The sequence below is a fragment of the Methanococcoides sp. NM1 genome, from assembly GCF_900774285.1.
Classification (GTDB): Archaea; Halobacteriota; Methanosarcinia; order Methanosarcinales; family Methanosarcinaceae; genus Methanococcoides; species Methanococcoides vulcani.
In genome coordinates this window covers 231,368-248,564 of the sequence record NZ_CAAGTW010000003.1, presented here as the reverse complement: position 1 = coordinate 248,564, position 17,197 = coordinate 231,368, and the positions used below count along the sequence as shown (strand labels likewise).

16 protein-coding genes, 1 tRNA gene and 1 pseudogene are annotated in these 17,197 nt (G+C 44.5%); 2 read left to right on the top strand and 16 right to left on the bottom strand.

What is annotated here, in order from left to right; all coding sequences use genetic code 11:
• The 8 genes and pseudogenes from E7X56_RS04750 to E7X56_RS04715 form a co-directional block, all read right to left on the bottom strand.
• Window positions 1-295: pseudogene (locus E7X56_RS04750) on the bottom strand (MotA/TolQ/ExbB proton channel family protein); the annotation flags it as partial.
• 2 nt (window positions 296-297) lie between these two features.
• Window positions 298-972, bottom strand: coding sequence for a DUF2162 domain-containing protein (locus E7X56_RS04745; RefSeq protein WP_135605330.1), 675 nt, complete (start codon window positions 970-972; stop codon window positions 298-300).
• A 404-nt stretch (window positions 973-1,376) separates the two neighbouring features.
• The gene (locus tag E7X56_RS04740) at window positions 1,377-1,682 is read right to left on the bottom strand and encodes a hypothetical protein (protein ID WP_135605328.1); all 306 of its coding nucleotides are present in this window, start codon (window positions 1,680-1,682) and stop codon (window positions 1,377-1,379) included.
• A gap of 212 nt (window positions 1,683-1,894) precedes the next feature.
• Window positions 1,895-1,966 (bottom strand) — tRNA-Thr (locus E7X56_RS04735).
• 54 nt (window positions 1,967-2,020) lie between these two features.
• Window positions 2,021-3,016: a class I SAM-dependent methyltransferase family protein gene (locus E7X56_RS04730; RefSeq protein WP_135605326.1), complete on the bottom strand. Its 996-nt coding sequence runs from the start codon at window positions 3,014-3,016 to the stop codon at window positions 2,021-2,023.
• 37 nt (window positions 3,017-3,053) lie between these two features.
• Window positions 3,054-3,665 carry a LysE family transporter gene (locus E7X56_RS04725; RefSeq protein ID WP_210409244.1) on the bottom strand — a complete coding sequence of 204 codons (612 nt, stop codon included), beginning with the start codon at window positions 3,663-3,665 and terminating at the stop codon, window positions 3,054-3,056.
• A 129-nt stretch (window positions 3,666-3,794) separates the two neighbouring features.
• Window positions 3,795-4,808, bottom strand: a complete 1,014-nt coding sequence (locus E7X56_RS04720; protein ID WP_048194848.1) for a transcription initiation factor IIB — start codon at window positions 4,806-4,808, stop codon at window positions 3,795-3,797.
• Between the two features lie 93 nt (window positions 4,809-4,901).
• Entirely contained in the window at window positions 4,902-5,162 is a 261-nt protein-coding gene (locus E7X56_RS04715; RefSeq protein WP_135605322.1) for an H/ACA ribonucleoprotein complex subunit GAR1, read from the bottom strand.
• 567 nt (window positions 5,163-5,729) lie between these two features.
• Here E7X56_RS04715 and ppdK point away from each other — a divergent pair.
• The gene (ppdK, locus tag E7X56_RS04710) at window positions 5,730-8,384 is read left to right on the top strand and encodes a pyruvate, phosphate dikinase (RefSeq protein WP_135605320.1); all 2,655 of its coding nucleotides are present in this window, start codon (window positions 5,730-5,732) and stop codon (window positions 8,382-8,384) included.
• 175 nt (window positions 8,385-8,559) lie between these two features.
• Here the strand turns inward: ppdK and E7X56_RS04705 are convergent, their stop codons facing one another.
• From E7X56_RS04705 to dph5, 5 genes are all read right to left on the bottom strand, one after another.
• The gene (locus E7X56_RS04705; protein WP_135605318.1) at window positions 8,560-9,462 is read right to left on the bottom strand and encodes a carbohydrate kinase family protein; all 903 of its coding nucleotides are present in this window, start codon (window positions 9,460-9,462) and stop codon (window positions 8,560-8,562) included.
• Between the two features lie 12 nt (window positions 9,463-9,474).
• On the bottom strand, window positions 9,475-9,816 hold the full coding sequence (locus E7X56_RS04700; protein ID WP_048194852.1) for a DUF555 domain-containing protein: 342 nt from the start codon (window positions 9,814-9,816) through the stop codon (window positions 9,475-9,477).
• A gap of 71 nt (window positions 9,817-9,887) precedes the next feature.
• Window positions 9,888-10,169, bottom strand: a complete 282-nt coding sequence (locus E7X56_RS04695; RefSeq protein ID WP_135605316.1) for a DUF357 domain-containing protein — start codon at window positions 10,167-10,169, stop codon at window positions 9,888-9,890.
• A 49-nt stretch (window positions 10,170-10,218) separates the two neighbouring features.
• Window positions 10,219-11,913, bottom strand: coding sequence for an ATP-binding protein (locus E7X56_RS04690; RefSeq protein WP_135605314.1), 1,695 nt, complete (start codon window positions 11,911-11,913; stop codon window positions 10,219-10,221).
• A 163-nt stretch (window positions 11,914-12,076) separates the two neighbouring features.
• On the bottom strand, window positions 12,077-12,880 hold the full coding sequence (dph5, locus tag E7X56_RS04685) for a diphthine synthase (RefSeq protein ID WP_135605312.1): 804 nt from the start codon (window positions 12,878-12,880) through the stop codon (window positions 12,077-12,079).
• Between the two features lie 167 nt (window positions 12,881-13,047).
• On the opposite strand from dph5, the gene thsA reads away from it, so the two are divergent.
• Complete coding sequence (gene thsA / locus E7X56_RS04680; RefSeq protein WP_135605310.1) at window positions 13,048-14,667, top strand: thermosome subunit alpha; 1,620 nt, start codon at window positions 13,048-13,050, stop codon at window positions 14,665-14,667.
• A gap of 8 nt (window positions 14,668-14,675) precedes the next feature.
• Here the strand turns inward: thsA and E7X56_RS04675 are convergent, their stop codons facing one another.
• From E7X56_RS04675 to E7X56_RS04665, 3 genes are read right to left on the bottom strand one after another with little or no spacing between them, the layout of a single operon-like run.
• Window positions 14,676-15,257 carry a DUF2119 domain-containing protein gene (locus tag E7X56_RS04675; RefSeq protein WP_135605308.1) on the bottom strand — a complete coding sequence of 194 codons (582 nt, stop codon included), beginning with the start codon at window positions 15,255-15,257 and terminating at the stop codon, window positions 14,676-14,678.
• A 26-nt stretch (window positions 15,258-15,283) separates the two neighbouring features.
• Window positions 15,284-15,961 carry a S4 domain-containing protein gene (locus E7X56_RS04670; RefSeq protein WP_135605305.1) on the bottom strand — a complete coding sequence of 226 codons (678 nt, stop codon included), beginning with the start codon at window positions 15,959-15,961 and terminating at the stop codon, window positions 15,284-15,286.
• Window positions 15,962-16,019: 58 nt separating this feature from the next.
• Window positions 16,020-17,114: an NADH:flavin oxidoreductase gene (locus E7X56_RS04665; protein WP_135605303.1), complete on the bottom strand. Its 1,095-nt coding sequence runs from the start codon at window positions 17,112-17,114 to the stop codon at window positions 16,020-16,022.
• Window positions 17,115-17,197: the final 83 nt, after the last annotated feature.

The following is a 17,197-nucleotide window of genomic DNA, read 5'->3' as shown; positions in this document are numbered from 1 at the left end:
TTTTCAGATGCTCTGCTGCATCATGTGCAAAAGATGTAACAAGCTGGTTCTGGTCAAGTTTTAGAAGATGTGATGCGGCATTATCGTGGGAGGAATTGTTGACATTCTCCTGAACGTTTCTGCCTATATGTTCCAGTTCCTTGACATTTCGATGACGTTTAGCATATTCTGAGATGAACTCACCGATCAGACCAAGCGATACTGTAACTGCCAGGATCAAAAGTATTACCACAGGATACAGCAGGGCTGATGAAGCGGTATACATTATCTGGAACAAAGAAGAATCAATAGCCATATTTAGTTACTCCTTATTTTATCAAGAACAAATCCCCCGGCAATGATTGCTGCAAAGGCCACGAATGGAAGTATCTCCACAGGCGGTGCGGAATACGCAGGAATGTTCATCTGTTTTGTCTTAATGTAAGCAGGTACAATGATGGCTCCCATGAGATAGTAGATACCAAGGATCATCATGATGTTACCGAGGGTCTCCGGGGTCTTGTTCAGCATCTTGCACAGAAGGGAAGACGCAACCACAGAGATGAAGAACACACTACCCACAAGCAGTCCGATCATGATCCCACTGATCTCAAGATATGTTGCCAGAAGCATACAGGATATGAAGAGTGCTGTCAGGCAGACAGGACAGGGCAGGGAGATCACAAGGAATGTGCGATGAGAAACATCACAGCCACAGTTCCACTGTTTCTGGGTATAGATGCCTGCCCCGATCAGGAGCAATGCAACCAGGACGTGGAGGGACATACCCATGCTCGCGATAAGGTCGAGATTGGACTGGTCCACATATCCTATGAGACTGCCGATTATCAGTGATAAAATAAAATAGCTGCCTGCAATAGCAAGGATCTCTTTTGTGCTGCGATTAGAAAAACCACAGCCAATCCCGGTCTTAATACCAAATAGAAAAATGGCCAACAGTATCCCCACAACAGTGAGAAGTACCATGTTCATTCACAAGCACCTCTTGTAGAATTTAAACTTTTGTTTAAAATGTCTCTTATTAACAAAATATATGCCACCCAAATTGATAATTTTTACACCATATTAAATTAAATATGATTTTTTTACTGAATAAGACAAGTTTAGTTGATTGCAACGAATGAAAGCATTATAATATATAAAACTACTTTTTTGTATTACATATGTATCCATTTTTGATAATAAAATAATACATAATGTATATACACACCATCTTTTTGAAGAAATTATCAAGAGATATATTTAGGGCAATATGCATCAGATCAAATCAGAAAAATGAAGTTACAGCACACCATTGCCCTTGGATTGTGGCTCATTGAAGCAACACTTCTAGCTGTCAGTAGAATAAGTGCTTTCTCATTATTGAACTTTTTAAATCATTTTTTAAATCCCAACGCTCCTAAAAATGCAGATATTATAACTACTGCAACAACGGCATAAACAATCAAGAAAATAAATGTTTCAAATATGAATATAGAAAATTTATCGACAATGCCATAAATTAATGTTAGGAAACCTCCTAGGATCACGTGCCCGGAATTTTCTGCATATTGTCCAGCTATAAAAAGTGACAATACATACTTTGACGGGACTAGTAAAAAAACAATGAATGATACCAAAAAACCTATTGGATTTTTTAATAGAAATTCAAGTAAATCTGAGAGATAATCAAATTTGGACATAGTTTTTCTTCAGGATATTTTATAAAAGTCTATACCTTATATCTTAATAAATTTTATTATTTGTATGTTAAGGATACAAAATTAAATCAAAATTTAAAAGAGTGGCATTTTTAGACGTTACCTATAACCCTAACTTTTCGTACGTAGGATAAGATGTGAACTTCGAGTGCACAATAAGAAAAGAAAGAGGGGCTTTTAACCCCGTACTTCATAGCCGTCGGGGGGACTTGAACCCCCGGCCTGCTGATTACGAATCAGCCGCTATACCACTAAGCCACGACGGCACATTGAACCTACACCTAATAAGGATTTAACGATTTAATCGTTTCGCCCAGAATTCAGTTTATCCGAACCTCAATACATACATTATACTGATGCGGTGCATACGAGCGCACTGTCCGGCACTCTACCACCTCAACACTCCGACCCACCTTTTTCGCTGCTGCTTCTATCAGACCTATGGAACTGTCAAACAGATCACCTTCGTGGGTCATTCCATAGTAATGGATAATGCCTTGCGGAGCCGTCACATAAATGGCAGCATCCAGAAATGCATCGGCACTGTGAGGAAGATTCATGATAACGTGATCTGCAATGCCCTTGAAATTGCGGGCGATCTCGTTTGCATCGCCTTCGATCACCTCGATATTCCCGATCGAATTGAACTTCACGTTCTCTTTGAGAAAATGGATCGCATCGGGGTTCTTGTCCATGGCAATGACCGTTTTGCATTTTTTGGCAATCGGGATACTGTATGGACCGACGCCTGCGAACATGTCAAGGACAACATCATTTTCGCTTATTTGTGAAACAATGCGTTGCCTTTCTGTTGAAAGCCGTGGTGTGAAATATGCACGTGCAAGATCTACCTTGTACTTGCAACCATGATCCTTGTGAATGGTCTCCGTCCTCTCTTCCCCTGCAAGTACTTTGAACCTGCGGGTCCTGAACTCTCCTTCCACAGCTGACACTGCACCAAGAACGGTCTTCACATGCTTGTGCACCTTCAGGAGTGCATCTGCGATCCTTTGCGCCTCCGGTTCGTCAGCTTCTATAAGTGCAATATCTCCTACGATCTCGTAACCCGGGGTGAAACCGAGGATATCCTCAAGTGTAAGGATCTTTTCATGGGATTCGAACTCACGTTCAACCTGTTTTGCTTCTTCGGGAAGCTCATCGAGCTCTTCCGGGGTCAGCTCCCTTTCAATAGGAATATACAGCTCACCATCCTCACTGGATATCTTAAGGGACTTGTCAAGGATGTCAAGCTCCATAAGGAACTTTCTGGCAGGTTCACCTTTCTTTTTCGGGATCGCAATACAGGGACACTTCAAAATATATCTCTCCTGGAAAAATATCGGCATGTTCGAATTATCCGATTGCGAACCATGAGCCGAACAATATCAGGAATAGTCCGCATGATACAAGAATATGCCTGTAGGTCTTCGGAGAGAACATGCCCCTTCCACGACTGAATGATAGCGATACAGCAGTGAACCATCCAAGATCTGCAAGCCAGTGTCCGACTATGAAGAACACCACAGCAACCATTCCAAGTTTCATGCTCTCAAGCACCAAGGCACTGCCGGCTGCAAGCCACCAGAGCCAGAAATAGGGGTTGGAAGCAGAAGTCACAATACCTGCTATCAGTGAGTTTGATGGCACTTTGTCCTGTCCGTGAAGTTCTTCGGCTGAGGCTCTTGCGCCTCTTATGGTCATTATTCCAAAAATGATCAGGACTATGCCACCGGCTACAGAGATGAACGACATCTCACGTTCACCCACAAGCGAGTTCATGCCTAAAAGTATCAGCACAAGCACAAAGGTTTCGATGATAGCATGACCCAGGAACACTTCCGGTCCTGCTGTCCAGCCTTTCTTCATGGTGCCGTCAATGGTCACAAATAGCATGGGACCAGGAACAAGAGCACCGGTCAGCCCTACTATGAAACCAATGAAAAGCATCTCGAACAGTTCTAACATAGTCACTAGAAAATAACGTTACTATATAATGTGATCGATTAGATCAATTAGAAAAAGAAGAAAATGAAAAAAAGATAGAGACCACAAAGACAGAAATTGTCTTTGCAGGTCTTGTTTTCCAATATACTATCAGAGAATGATCTCTATGTCCAGTTCCTCTGCGAGCTCTTTGTACCTGTTACGGATAGTAACCTCGGTCACACCTGCAACATCAGCGACCTCACGCTGGGTTCTGCGCTCACCGCAGAGAATAGATGCAATATAGATAGCAGCTGCAGCCACACCGGTTGGTCCACGGCCACTTGTGAGTTCCTTTTCAGATGCCTGACGAAGGATCTCAACACCTCTGGACTGTACCTCACCCTTGAGGTTCAGGCCTGAGCAGAACCTTGGGACATAGTCTATAGGTGAGGTTGGCATAAGCTTGAGTGCAAGCTCACGGGAAATGAAACGGTATGTTCTTCCGATCTCTTTCCTGCTTACCCTTGAAACTTCTCCGATCTCATCCAGGGTTCGTGGAACACTGCACTGGCGACATGCTGCATAAAGTGCTGCTGCTGCCACACCTTCAATACTCCTTCCACGGATGAGGTTCTTGTCAACTGCTTTCCTGTAGACCACCGCAGCAGTCTCACGTACAGTACGTGGAAGACCTAATGCGGATGCCATACGGTCAAGTTCTGACAAAGCGAACGCAAGGTTCCTTTCAGTAGCATTGCTTACGCGTATTCTACGCTGCCACTTTCTCAACCTGTATAATTGGGCACGGTTCTTGGAGGAAATTGACTTTCCATAGGAATCACGGTTCCTCCAGTCGATCATAGTAGACAGACCTTTATCGTGTATGGTGTACGTCATTGGTGCACCCACACGAGAACGCTTCATACGCTGGTCATGGTCAAAAGCACGCCACTCCGGACCTTCATCAACGAATTCAGCATCAACTACGAGACCACAGTCTGCACATACCAGCTCGGCACGCTCATAGTCCTGTTCAAGGTTTCGGCTTCCACATTCCGGACACTCGATAACCTTGTTCTCAACTTCAGCGGTCTTTTCTTTCTCTTTACGTGCTTTGATCATTGCACGTATCTTTTCTCTCTCTGAAGTATCAGAATATCTTACTCTTTCAACTTCCACCATATTATCATTGCCTCGATTTTACTAAAATTGCTAACTGGCGATCCACTTAATATAAATGTACAAATGTACTAAATATAAATGAGATAAATTGACTTATTTGACGTACACCTTCTCACTGAGGTATTTCTTCAGTTCAGATCCCGAAACGTCTCCAAAGACCTTAATAGTGATATAAGGAGAGTTAACAGGACCGATAACACCATTCACCTTTCCGATGCGTTTAACAGATTTGTCAACAACAACCGAATTGATACGAGGAAGATCCCTCAAAGATGTGTCTGGTCGAATGTTGTCCCCTCTTACAAGTAAACCCTGATGTGCAACTACTTGCACTACCGTTCCAAGTCTTTTCATATGTCTCTTGCCATCAATATATAAATTAAATAGTTGATATATATACATACGGTAAATAGTATATAAAGTTATCGCAATCCCTATAATAATCCAGATAAAACCATTACAAAAAAATAATCATATCCAGACCATAAACACAACAAAAAATGCTAACAACTGACACATATTTACAAGAATTAATAAGATCGTGCGTACATAAGGCATGACAATGCCTCACACGGATATAAATCATTTTCTGACAATTTTTCTTATCATCAAATGCCGCAAATTTTGAAAGTAAACATATTATAGTTGACAAAGTCCAGATAAATTATATATAGATTTCGGCTGTGTTGGCATAAAAATTACCCACATATGGAACATTAATATAAATCAATAAAAAACAACGATAACACTTAATACTAATCACACGATAAACGGCAATGTCGTCTAGATATGTCCAATGAGATAGTATCTGGAAGACCATGGATATTGGAACTGTTCTCAGTCAGATATCGGCATCATTAACTACATAATTATGCTAGCCTAACCCATAATCAAAATATCTTCCCGTGGGAGGAAAACTTAGTGGCAGATAATAAATTTGTGTACCTTTTCGGAAACGACGAAACTGAAGGCAAAAATAGTATGAAAGACCTGCTTGGGGGCAAAGGGGCCAACCTCGCAGAAATGTCAAATCTGGGAATACCAGTTCCGGTTGGATTTACGATCACAACCGAGGTCTGTACTCTTTATCTTAAGGATGAACATTATCCTGCAGATCTTGAAGGGCAGATCGATAGTGCCATAAAGGAACTGGAAAAAACCACAGGGAAGAGGTTTGGAGATCTTAACAATCCATTACTTCTTTCTGTACGCTCAGGTGCCCGTGTGTCCATGCCTGGTATGATGGACACTGTACTGAACCTTGGACTTAACGACAGTTCAGTAGTCGGTCTTGCCAATAAGACCGGTAATGACAGATTTGCTTACGACAGCTACAGAAGATTCCTCACAATGTTCGCAGACGTCGTGCTTGGCATCGAACACGAGAAGTTCGAATCCACACTCACTGCTAAAAAGAAGGACAAAGGCGTCAAACAGGACACCGACCTTGACGTAGATGACCTTAAAGGACTTGTTGAAAAGTTCAAGGGCATTATCAAGGAAGAGACCGGAAAGGACTTCCCCCAGGAAGCAAGGGAACAGCTCCAGATGGCCATTGATGCAGTGTTCGGCTCATGGAACAACCAGCGTGCTATCACATACAGACGCCTGAATGCCATCCCTGGCAAATGGGGAACTGCAGTGAACGTACAGAGCATGGTCTATGGTAACATGGGAGATACCTCCGGAACGGGAGTAGCATTCACAAGAGACCCTGCAACAGGTGAAAAACGATTCTTCGGAGAATACCTCATCAATGCACAGGGTGAAGATGTCGTTGCAGGTATCAGAACACCTCAACCAATTGAAACTCTGAAGAACAACATGCCTGAGGTCTACAACCAACTTGTGGATATCTACATGAAACTGGAGGATCACTTCAGGGAAATGCAGGACATTGAGTTCACTATTGAGAAAGGCAAGCTTTTCATGCTACAGACAAGGACCGGTAAGAGAACTGCAGCTGCAGCCATCAAGATCGCGACCGACATGGTCGAAGAAGGACTTATCGATAAGGAAACAGCCCTTACACGGGTCGAACCTGCACAGGTCGACAGGCTCCTGCATCCAAATATAGACCCTGACGCAACACCGAACGTAATTGCTAACGGTCTCCCTGCATCCCCCGGAGCTGCTGTGGGTGAAGTTGTGTTCACAGCAGAACATGCCGAAGAAAGAGCAAAGAAGGGAGAAAAGACCATCCTTGTACGTGCTGAGACCTCACCAGAGGACATCGGCGGCATGAATGCTGCAGAAGGTATACTGACAGTACGCGGAGGAATGACCTCACATGCAGCAGTCGTTGCAAGAGGCATGGGGAAGCCATGTGTTGCCGGCTGTGGTGAAATTGTAATTGATATGAAAGAGAAGAACTTCCATGTCGGAGAACATACCATCAATGAAGGAGACATGATCTCCATTGATGGCTCCACAGGAGACGTTATTATTGGAGAGGTCGAGCTTATCCTGCCAGGTGTTTCCAGTGAACTTGAACAGATACTCTCATGGGCCGACGAGGTTAGAACCCTGAAGGTCAGGACCAACGCAGATACCCCGCACGATGCAAAGGTCGCACGTGACTTTGGCGCAGAGGGTATCGGACTCTGCAGAACAGAGCATATGTTCTTCGGAGATGATCGAATTCCTGCTGTACGTGAAATGATCATGGCAGAAGATATCGATATCAGAAAAGCAGCACTAAAGAAACTTCTCCCAATGCAGAGAGAGGACTTTATCGGAATATTCAGGGCAATGGAAGGATATCCTGTGACCATCAGGTTGCTTGATCCACCACTCCATGAATTCCTGCCAAATCATGAGGAAGCAATTGAAAAGCTGGCAGAACTCAATGCCAGTGATGCTCCTCAAACCGAACTTGACAGAGTGAAGAAGGTCATCGGCCGTATTGAATATCTCAAAGAGATGAACCCAATGCTCGGCCACAGAGGATGTCGCCTCGGAATCACATATCCTGAGATCTATGAGATGCAGGCACAGGCCATCATCGAGGCAGCCTGTGAACTCACAAAAGAAGGTATGACAATAGTACCTGAGATCATGATCCCGCTGATCAGCAACATCGAAGAACTTGAATTTGTCAAAAGACATGTGATCAAGGTCGTAGAAGCAGTGATGGAAGAGAAGGGCATCAAACTTGACTACATGCTCGGAACAATGATCGAACTGCCAAGAGCAGCACTCACAGCCGACAAGATAGCAAAGGAAGCCGAGTTCTTCTCCTTTGGTACCAACGACCTGACCCAGACAACCTTCGGGTTCAGCAGGGACGATGCAGGCAAGTTCTTACCATTCTACTTAGAGAGTGGCATACTCGAGGACGACCCATTTGCAGTGCTTGACCAGGAAGGAGTGGGACAGCTTGTGAAGATCGGAATCGAGAAAGGACGTGCTACAAGACCTGACATCAAGATCGGAATCTGTGGAGAACATGGCGGAGAGCCAAAATCGGTGAAGTTCGGGCACAACGTCGGACTTAACTATGTCAGCTGTTCACCATTCCGTGTGCCAATTGCAAGACTTGCAGCAGCACACGCTGTGATCGAGAACAAGCAGTAAACGCAATAACTCAATATCGTGTGGAAACACGCGATATTGGAAACTCTTTTTTACACATTTACCAATTGGCCCAGTTGCCGCTAGCTAACCAGCTAACTGATTTACTAACTAACTAACTAACTAACTAACTAAGGTTAGCGTAGCTACCTGAACTTAAATAAAAAAGAGAAGAACATCACTCATCAAGTGATGGGAATGCTCCGAACTGACCTTCATATCTGGCCATCATATCATCCCATGTGGGAAGGTCTGTCTGGCAACCAACAGATTCCACCGCAAATGATGCGACCGTAGCCCCAGCCTTGCCACAGACATCCAGCGGATATCCACGAGTATATGCCACAAGGAACCCTGCACGATATGCATCTCCTGCCCCGGTTGGGTCCACTGCTTTTACCGGAACCACGGGGATCTCATGCTCGTCACCGGATGCAAATATCTTGCTGCCTTCTGCATCGTAAGTGACAACTACAATGCCTATCTGTTCCTTAATATCATCAAAAGTGCTTTCAGTCATCTCACAGACACGCTTGATCTCATGCTTGTTCGTGAAAAGAACGTCAGTGTTCTCAAGAATAGCTTCAAGATTCTCTCTTGAATACGTGATAAGGTCCTGTCCGGGATCAAAAGACACGAACTTTGCTTTCTGTGCTATCTTAGCATTAAAGTTTGGCTCAGATGTTGCAAGATGAACAAAATCAACTTCCGGAGGTTCCAGTTCCTTCATCTTTGCAGATGCTCCCCAGTAGAAGTAAGTGGACTGGTTGTGAAAAGGATCTGTGAAAACATAAGCAGCAGTTCCTTTTTCTCCCTTGAACCGGAAAAGCAGGGAAAGATCAGCTCCAAGACCTTCAAGGTGCTCTTCATACCCTGATGTAACAAAATCATCACCAACCGCAGAGATCAGCTGAGAGTTTCCACCAAGAATGGAGATCGCTGCAACGATATTTGCAGCCCCGCCTCCATAGAATCTCTGGTAATCGACTATCGGATATGATTCATTCTGTGTTGCAATGCCTTCCACATCAAAGAGAAGATCGATCGCAGCATGTCCTACTACAGATATCACATCAGACATCCTGACACCTTTTTATTCAAAATCTTCAACATCCACTACATGAAGTGGTACATCACGTAATGCCTTGCCTATTACGGACTTTGCGATCCTTGATGCGTGCTCTGCACTCTCTGCATCGAAAACCTTCATTTCAAGGACAAGACCAACAATTGCGGTATTAGCTGCAATGAAAACACTACCAAAAGGCTCATTACAGGCAGGACAAAAAGTAGTTCCGACATCGACCTCTACAAAATCGAGTTGTGGGTTCAATCTTTTTCCAGCCTCTGCAATAGCAACTCCAATAGCGTCGTCTGCAGTATTTACGTCTCTTACCAACCAGGCAGCTTCAAGTGTAACATGATAATTTGTCATCGTTTCATTCTCTCCAGATATTTTATCTTAAACCTTCATTGTCTTCTTTAATCTACATTATTGAATGATGATCATATGGTGAACAGCACATCGTCGTCAACATCAAAAACACCCAGGCGAGCACCCGCATCCAGCCATGCATGACCATAGCTGAAACAAATAAGTGCATTTACCGAATCCTCGGACCTAATGAAATGCATCCCGTCCTCATAGTAGGAACGTGCCATATTCTTATAGTCCTCGGCCACCTTACGCATGTGCGATCGCTCAATTGGACTTATGTCCGCCTTTCCAAGTGCTTCTCTCAACAGACGTTCGTATCTTTCAACCTTTTCGTTCAGATCTGCTGCCACAATTACACCATCTACATATAATATATTAATAAACCCATCCGTTGAAAAGTCACTTTTCTGAACCGAATATCTTCTTGAAAAGTCCTCCACCCTCAGCCTTAGGCTGCCTATCGGGTTGCCTGCTGGGCTGCCTTTTCGGTGGCGGACTGCCTGCTTCAGCAGAGCCTTCCGCCTGTACGGGTGCAGAACTTGCCGGTGGCTGGCTGACAGGTTCAGGAGCACGTTTTGCAGGAGCCGGGGACGATGTCTGGGCACTTTTAAGCACGTTCACCGATTCTCCGCCATGCTTTGATTTTCTTACCCTGACATCTATGAGAACAGGCCTCTCGATATCGTTGCTCACAAGCATGGCAACACCCGGAGGCAGGCGCATAAGTTCATCCTCTACAAAAGAGTTCACACCTTCAAGTCCCTTACTGATGGATTTCAGGTCGTTGGGGTTGGTCACCTTCATGATAATCTGGGTCCCGCACTGGGAAAGCACATTCTTGTCAATCCTTGCAGGACGCTGGGATATTACCAGCATACCAAGACCGAACTTGCGTCCCTCTGATGCAATAGTACGCAGGACCTCAGAACTTGCGGTCTTACTGAAACCACGCTCCGGAGCAAAGTTATGTGCTTCTTCCACAACAAGCATACCCGGCGGGATAGCGTTCATTTTACGTGCTTCAAAAAGCGCACTGCAAAGTTGTGCTACGATCATGCTCTGGAGGTCCGGAGCCACGCCTTTAAAATCGATAACTGCTGCCTTGCCCTTCTGCATGAGCTCTTCCAGGGATGTTGGTGATGAGGACAGGAGATCTGAATCACGGATGTCCTCAAGGAGGCTCATAACATTCCAGCGGGATTTGCTCTCGTTATTGCTTACCTCGAATATTATGTCGTCAAGAGTATAGGTTTCCATTTCCGCACGGAGCTTCTGTATCGATTCGTACAGGATACCAATGTGGGTGCTGTTGAAATTCTCCGGGAAGATGGAAGCAAGGTCCTTTGCGGTCAGATTGTTGCCATTCAACCTGAAGAGTTCATCAGCATTCGGATTTACCACCTTGTTCGCAGGAGTATATATTGTTACATTGGAACCATAGCCCTTTGGGGCTACACCGAACTTCCTGAAATCAGCAGATGTGGATGCAGGTTCCTTCATAGAAGCATACTCGCTATGAGGATCAAGGATCAAAAGAGGGATCTTGCGGTCAAGCAACTCCTCCAGCAGAACTGCTGCCGTATATGACTTGCCACTTCCGGTCTTCGCAAGGATACTGCAATGTTTCTGTACAAGGCTGTTCACGCTCAGGTGCACCGGAATATCAGTACCATCGAGCAGACCTATGTACATCTCATTACCAGACAGACCTAGCACAGAGCTTATCAGGTCATTGTCTGCCTTAAAAACATCATCTCCCGGACTGAAAGGGGTCTTGGGAGCCCTTAAGAGGCCGGAAGGATCACGACTTCCTATAACAGTAGCTTCTGCAACTATACGGTCGGAACTCTTCCTGTCCTTACCATCCTTCTTCAATTCCTCAAAGGCTTTCTTAGCTTCGTCAAAGGACTTTTTTATACTAACCTTATCACTGAATCTTTTGATCGAAAGCACCTGGCAAAGCACCCATCCATCGCCCTCATGCCAGGCCTTTACATATTCCCCTCGATGTACAGCCGTGCTGTCAGAAATCAAGAACTTAAAATCAAACGATCCGGTCTCACCTGAAATTATACCTACTGAGCCGCGCATCATATCCTCTCACCAAAAAAAGGGACTTCAGACTTATATCTATTGTGCTTTATACCGTTGCTATTGTTAACGATAAGAAAGTAAAGGGTAAGACAGGCACACATTAGTGAGCTTATCGACCATAGACAGTCCGTGCACCATCGGGGAAACTTTTCACTATCACTTATCAGTCCATATCTTCAAGTATTTCATCCGGAGCACCTGCAAGCTTCACAAGAGCTTCAACCTCAACAAAGTGCAGTGATGCAGGAATTATCAGGATATGCAAGGGTCCTCCAAAATCGAAACTTTTTAGAGCCTGGGCATAGTCTGCCTTCACCACAGGTGATGGCGAGCCTGCACGGGCTATACCGACAGAGATACGATCGGCCATAACACCTTCACCGCGTTTTTCCTCCACCTCAAGCAGGATCACGAGAGCTTCATTTACTGTCATGCATCCTTTGTCTTTATCAATATCAAGGAACACCGCCGTATGAAGGCCGTTATCCATATTCATTTTTATAGTATCATAAGGTGTTTCGGAGATCACCCTGCTACCACGGCTGGTAACATAAGGATGAGGAACAGTTGCCGCTTTCCCGAAGCGATAGTTCTGGAGACCTGAGAGGCCGCATATTGCGGATGCTATGGATGCACCATGAACGAGGAAAGTCTCAATACCCATATCAAGTGCACGAAGACGTAGGTCCACATGGGTTGTGGATACCATGGTGTCACCGCCGGTCAGGAACACGACATTCATATCTTCCGCATCGGCGATCCATTCCTCTGCATGCTGTTCTACATCTTCCCTTGAAAGGACTGTGATCTTTTTCTGGTAGAGCTCTTCCATCTTTTCAAGGTCAGTCCCCATAAGAATGGAAGTATAGAATTCCACATAGACCTTATCCGCATTATGGATCTTCTCAAGTCCTTTTAGTGATATATCTTTTTCATCAAAAAGTCCAAGTCCTACAAAGTCGAGCATAAATACGGTTAAAACCAGCTTGTATGTTAAAGTTTTTGAGTATCTAATATAAAGCCGGTATAATCGTTCGAAACGTTTTTATAGAACCATACACAGTTAGTTTCAATCAATTTTAGTAAAATCACTATACCAGTTCATATATTAGATTATCAGGAGGTTCATATCCAATGGTAGGTCAGCCAGCAATTATAACAGATCCAAGGAAAGAACATACGCAGGGCAAGCAGGCTCTCTTCGCGAACATCGGTGCAGCAAAAGCAGTTGCAAATATCGTAAAAACAACACTTGGTCCAAAAGGAATGGACAAGATGCTTGTGAATGCGGTCGGAGATATTGTACTCACCAACGACGGTGCAATGATCCTTAAGGGCATGGAGATCGAGAACCCAACTGCAAAAATGATAGTGGAGATCGCAAAGACACAGGAAGACATTGCAGGTGATGGTACCACCAGCGCAGCTGTCCTTGCAGGATCACTTCTTGAAAAGGCAGAAGAATTGATCATTTCCGGAGTTCACCCTACAGTAATAATTAAAGGTTTCCTGGCAGCTTCAGGTAAAGCTTCAGAACTTCTTGACAACTATGCTATAGATGTCACAAAAGAGAACAAGGATGTTCTATTAAAGATCGCAGAGACCGCAATAGCAGGCAAATCCGCAGAAGCTTACGGCGATCACATTGCAAAATTATGTGTAGACGCAGCACTGGAAGTCGCAGTTAATGGAAAGGTCAATGTAAAGGACAATATCCTGATCACACAGGACCCTGGCCACAAGATCAGTGATACCGAACTTCTTGAAGGTCTCGTCATCAACAAAGCACGTCTTCATTCTGCAATGCCGGCGATCGTCGAGAACCCAAAGATCGCACTTGTAGCTTCAGACGTTTTAGTTCAGAAAACAAGGAACAAAGCAACTTTCCAGATCAATTCTGCAGAGCAGTTGACACAGTTCGCTGCACAGGAAGAAGCAGATTATGAAAAGTTGCTCGACACGATCATAGATACCGGTGCTACTGTAATAGTCGGATCAAAGAACATCGACCAGTATGCTGCAGACTATTTCCAGAAAAAGGGAATATTTGCGATCAGACGTGTCAATGAAGAAGACATGAAGAGCATCTCAAAAGCAACAGGTGCACACATCGTCAAGAACATCGCTGACATCACCGAAAAGGACCTTGGAACTGCAGGCATCATTGAACAGATCGGAGCATTCGACCTTGGTAAGACCTACATCAGGGAATGCCACAACTCAAAGACTGTAACCCTTCTGCTTAAAGGCGCTACCGAGCACGTCACTGACAACCTCGAGCGTACAATTGACGATGCATTACAGGTGATCAAGGACGTTATTGAAGATGAAAAGATCGTTCCTGGCGGCGGTGCATCCGAGATCGAAGTTGCACAGGGACTCCGCGCCTTTGCATCCAGTATCGGTGGTCGTGAACAGCTTGCTATCACAGCATTTGCAGAAGCAATGGAAGTAATACCAAGGGAAATTGCAGTAAATGCAGGAATGGATGGTATTGACACGATCCTCGCACTTCGTGCAAAGCACGGTGAGATCAAGAATGCAGGTCTTGATGTTTACACAGGCGACATCAGCGACTCTCTCGAAAAGGGAATCGTCGATCCTCTCAGGGTAAAGAAACAGGCTATCAAATCAGCTTCAGAAGTTGCCAACATGATACTTCGTGTCGACGACATGCTCAAAGCACAGAGAAGAGAAATGATGGATGTTAACCCGGAGCACAACATTCACAACTACGACGCTCTTGGATTGTAAGGGAAACCTTACAACCCATAGAATTTTTTATAATCGTCTGTCGCTTTTTTTGCCACTTCAGGATAATGTTCCATCATATATTCGATGAACTCGTCCCTTGAATTGCAGTCTTTAACAACATCAAGTATCCCTGAAACAAAATTCTGCGACTGTAGGTTATCCTTTTCAACCTCAAAGGTCAGGCAGAGAGCTTCAACAGGAAAATATTCCCTTCGGATGAGAGGAGATACCGATCCCATAAGAACACCATTTTCAAGAGTGCTGAAACCAGGGACACCTACATTGTTTACCCTGTCCTTTGAGACCAGTTTGCAGATATTCCCCTTAGAATAAGAATGCAGTTCCACATAGATGTCAGGCTTGTACTTTTCAACAACATCAACGATCGTCTTTCCGATACCTGAATAATAATCCCGGTCAAGTGTAGAGATATATTTCCCCCTGCTAACTACCGGCAGGATCGCCAGAGTACCTGAAAAGGACCGTTCAAGGTTTAACAGGACAGATGAAGTATCACGCCATTCCGAACCATGCAGACCTGCAACAAAAAGCCGGAAAGGACGCCCCTTTCCATATAGCTTCAAAAGCATTGCTAACCTTTCCCTGATGAACGGATTTAATCCATGGCTTCGTGAACACCCGTCTTCTGGCCAATAACATAGATCTCCTGCTTATGAGATTCCAGAACATGCAAGATCTCGATCCCAAGTTCCTCCACCCTGGCAAGCAGCGGTCTTCTGTCACACTTCTTTGTCACCTTAATGACCTGAAGAACTTTGCCCCCATCCTTCAGCAGTGGAAGCACTCGTTCAAGAGCTGCCAATGAATCCATTGGTTCCAGTGTCATATCGCTCATAATTACATCCACAGGCCCCTCTGAAAGCTCCGCAAGAGGAACACTAAAGACATCATCGAAAATGACGGATACATTCTCATTCTCATGAACAAGCTGGCCGAGTTCTGACCTGAACTCACGGCTGAACTCCAGACCATTTATCTTACCGGCGATCTCTGATGCAAACGTGATGAAACCGCCTGCACTTGAACCAAGGTCAATGATACTGTCACCTTCACTGATGAGCCCTGTTTCTTCCTGGATCCTCTTTAACTTGAAATAGCCTTTTGGCATATCAAGACCTTCATCGACCTCGATATCATCATCAATAGAAACATCCTTTGAAGGTTTTGTTACAACACTACCATCTATCTTCACATGACCGCCTTTAATAGCCTGTTTGGAACGCCCACGGGACTTGAAATGACCCATTTCAACGAGATATGCATCCAGCCTCATGAATTAATGAAGGCAAAGAAACTATAAATAGATGCGACCAAAAAATCAAAAAAAGATATTAAGCGGAATCGCCAAAATCATAATTGCAGCGAATTCCGTTGTGATCAAAACATTTGTTGCAGGATACACACCTTACCCTGTCAGAGATACCATTCTTTAACTTCACCACAAGATCAGGCTCACTTATGAACGGCCTGCTGAAAGAGACCATATCCGCATATCCATTTAGCATGGATCCCATAACTTTCTTCGACCTGATACCCCCAACCAGTATGACCGGGATACTTACAGTATCGCTTATCATCTTTGAATAACGCTTAAAGTATGCCTCTTTTTCCTCAGAATCAATATTCGGCTGAGACATCACATCCCCTGCTTCAAATATACCGCCACTTACCTCAATGGCACAGATACCAGCTTTCTCAAGAAGACTTGCGATCTCCACGCATTCCGGAGCATCAAGCCCGAACTTGCCTGAAAATACATCAAACCCGTCCGTAGCATTCAGCTTCACCATGATCGGGAAATCCCCACCAACTCTCTCACGAATAAGCCTTGTTATCTCTGTTATTATTCTGGTACGGTTCTCAACAGAACCACCCCATTTGTCTGTTCTCTGGTTCGTATAAGGAGATATGAAACTGCTTAGAAGGAAGCCATGTGCACAATGTATCTGCACACCATCGAAACCTGCCTCCTTTGAACGTCTGGCAGCTTCCACAAAGTCCTCAATGGTGTTGAGAATATCTTCCTCTGTCATTTCCACAGGCTTTTTCCCAGATGAAGCATCTTCAACAGCTGAAGGTGCCAGAAGAGGAATTCCCTCCTGTACCACAGACTGGCGACCGCCATGCACGATCTGTATGAATATCTTGCTGTCATACTTGTGCACCCTTGATGTGATCTCCCTGTAAGGTCCGATGAACCTGTCATCGTATATACCCTGTTGCTTTTCGTTGCTCTTTCCCTGCACATTCACATATGAATAACCGGTGATTATCAGACCAACATCATTGCATGCAAGTTCCTCATACATGTCACCAATGGCAGTGGTAGGGGTGCCATCTTCCTCTGCAAGCCACTCATTAGTAGCTGAACGCACAAAACGGTTCTTCACAGTAAGGTCTGCTATGGAAATTGGTTCGAAAAGCATGCTACCTAATCAGCAACTATTCTTTATATTTTTTGCTGATGAAGAAAGAAGGAAGGGGATTAGAATAGAGTAGAGTAAAGGGA

Bases quoted from the DNA above. Each gene is read 5' to 3' on its own strand.
- E7X56_RS04745 (WP_135605330.1), bottom strand. From the start codon at position 972: ATGAACATGGTACTTCTCACTGTTGTGGGGATACTGTTGGCCATTTTT.
- E7X56_RS04740 (WP_135605328.1), bottom strand. From the start codon at position 1,682: ATGTCCAAATTTGATTATCTCTCAGATTTACTTGAATTTCTATTAAAA.
- E7X56_RS04725 (WP_210409244.1), bottom strand. From the start codon at position 3,665: ATGTTAGAACTGTTCGAGATGCTTTTCATTGGTTTCATAGTAGGGCTG.
- E7X56_RS04720 (WP_048194848.1), bottom strand. From the start codon at position 4,808: ATGGTGGAAGTTGAAAGAGTAAGATATTCTGATACTTCAGAGAGAGAA.
- E7X56_RS04715 (WP_135605322.1), bottom strand. From the start codon at position 5,162: ATGAAAAGACTTGGAACGGTAGTGCAAGTAGTTGCACATCAGGGTTTA.
- E7X56_RS04705 (WP_135605318.1), bottom strand. From the start codon at position 9,462: ATGTCTGATGTGATATCTGTAGTAGGACATGCTGCGATCGATCTTCTC.
- E7X56_RS04700 (WP_048194852.1), bottom strand. From the start codon at position 9,816: ATGACAAATTATCATGTTACACTTGAAGCTGCCTGGTTGGTAAGAGAC.
- E7X56_RS04690 (WP_135605314.1), bottom strand. From the start codon at position 11,913: ATGATGCGCGGCTCAGTAGGTATAATTTCAGGTGAGACCGGATCGTTT.
- dph5 (WP_135605312.1), bottom strand. From the start codon at position 12,880: ATGCTCGACTTTGTAGGACTTGGACTTTTTGATGAAAAAGATATATCA.
- thsA (WP_135605310.1), top strand. From the start codon at position 13,048: ATGGTAGGTCAGCCAGCAATTATAACAGATCCAAGGAAAGAACATACG.
- E7X56_RS04675 (WP_135605308.1), bottom strand. From the start codon at position 15,257: ATGCTTTTGAAGCTATATGGAAAGGGGCGTCCTTTCCGGCTTTTTGTT.
- E7X56_RS04670 (WP_135605305.1), bottom strand. From the start codon at position 15,961: ATGAGGCTGGATGCATATCTCGTTGAAATGGGTCATTTCAAGTCCCGT.
- E7X56_RS04665 (WP_135605303.1), bottom strand. From the start codon at position 17,114: ATGCTTTTCGAACCAATTTCCATAGCAGACCTTACTGTGAAGAACCGT.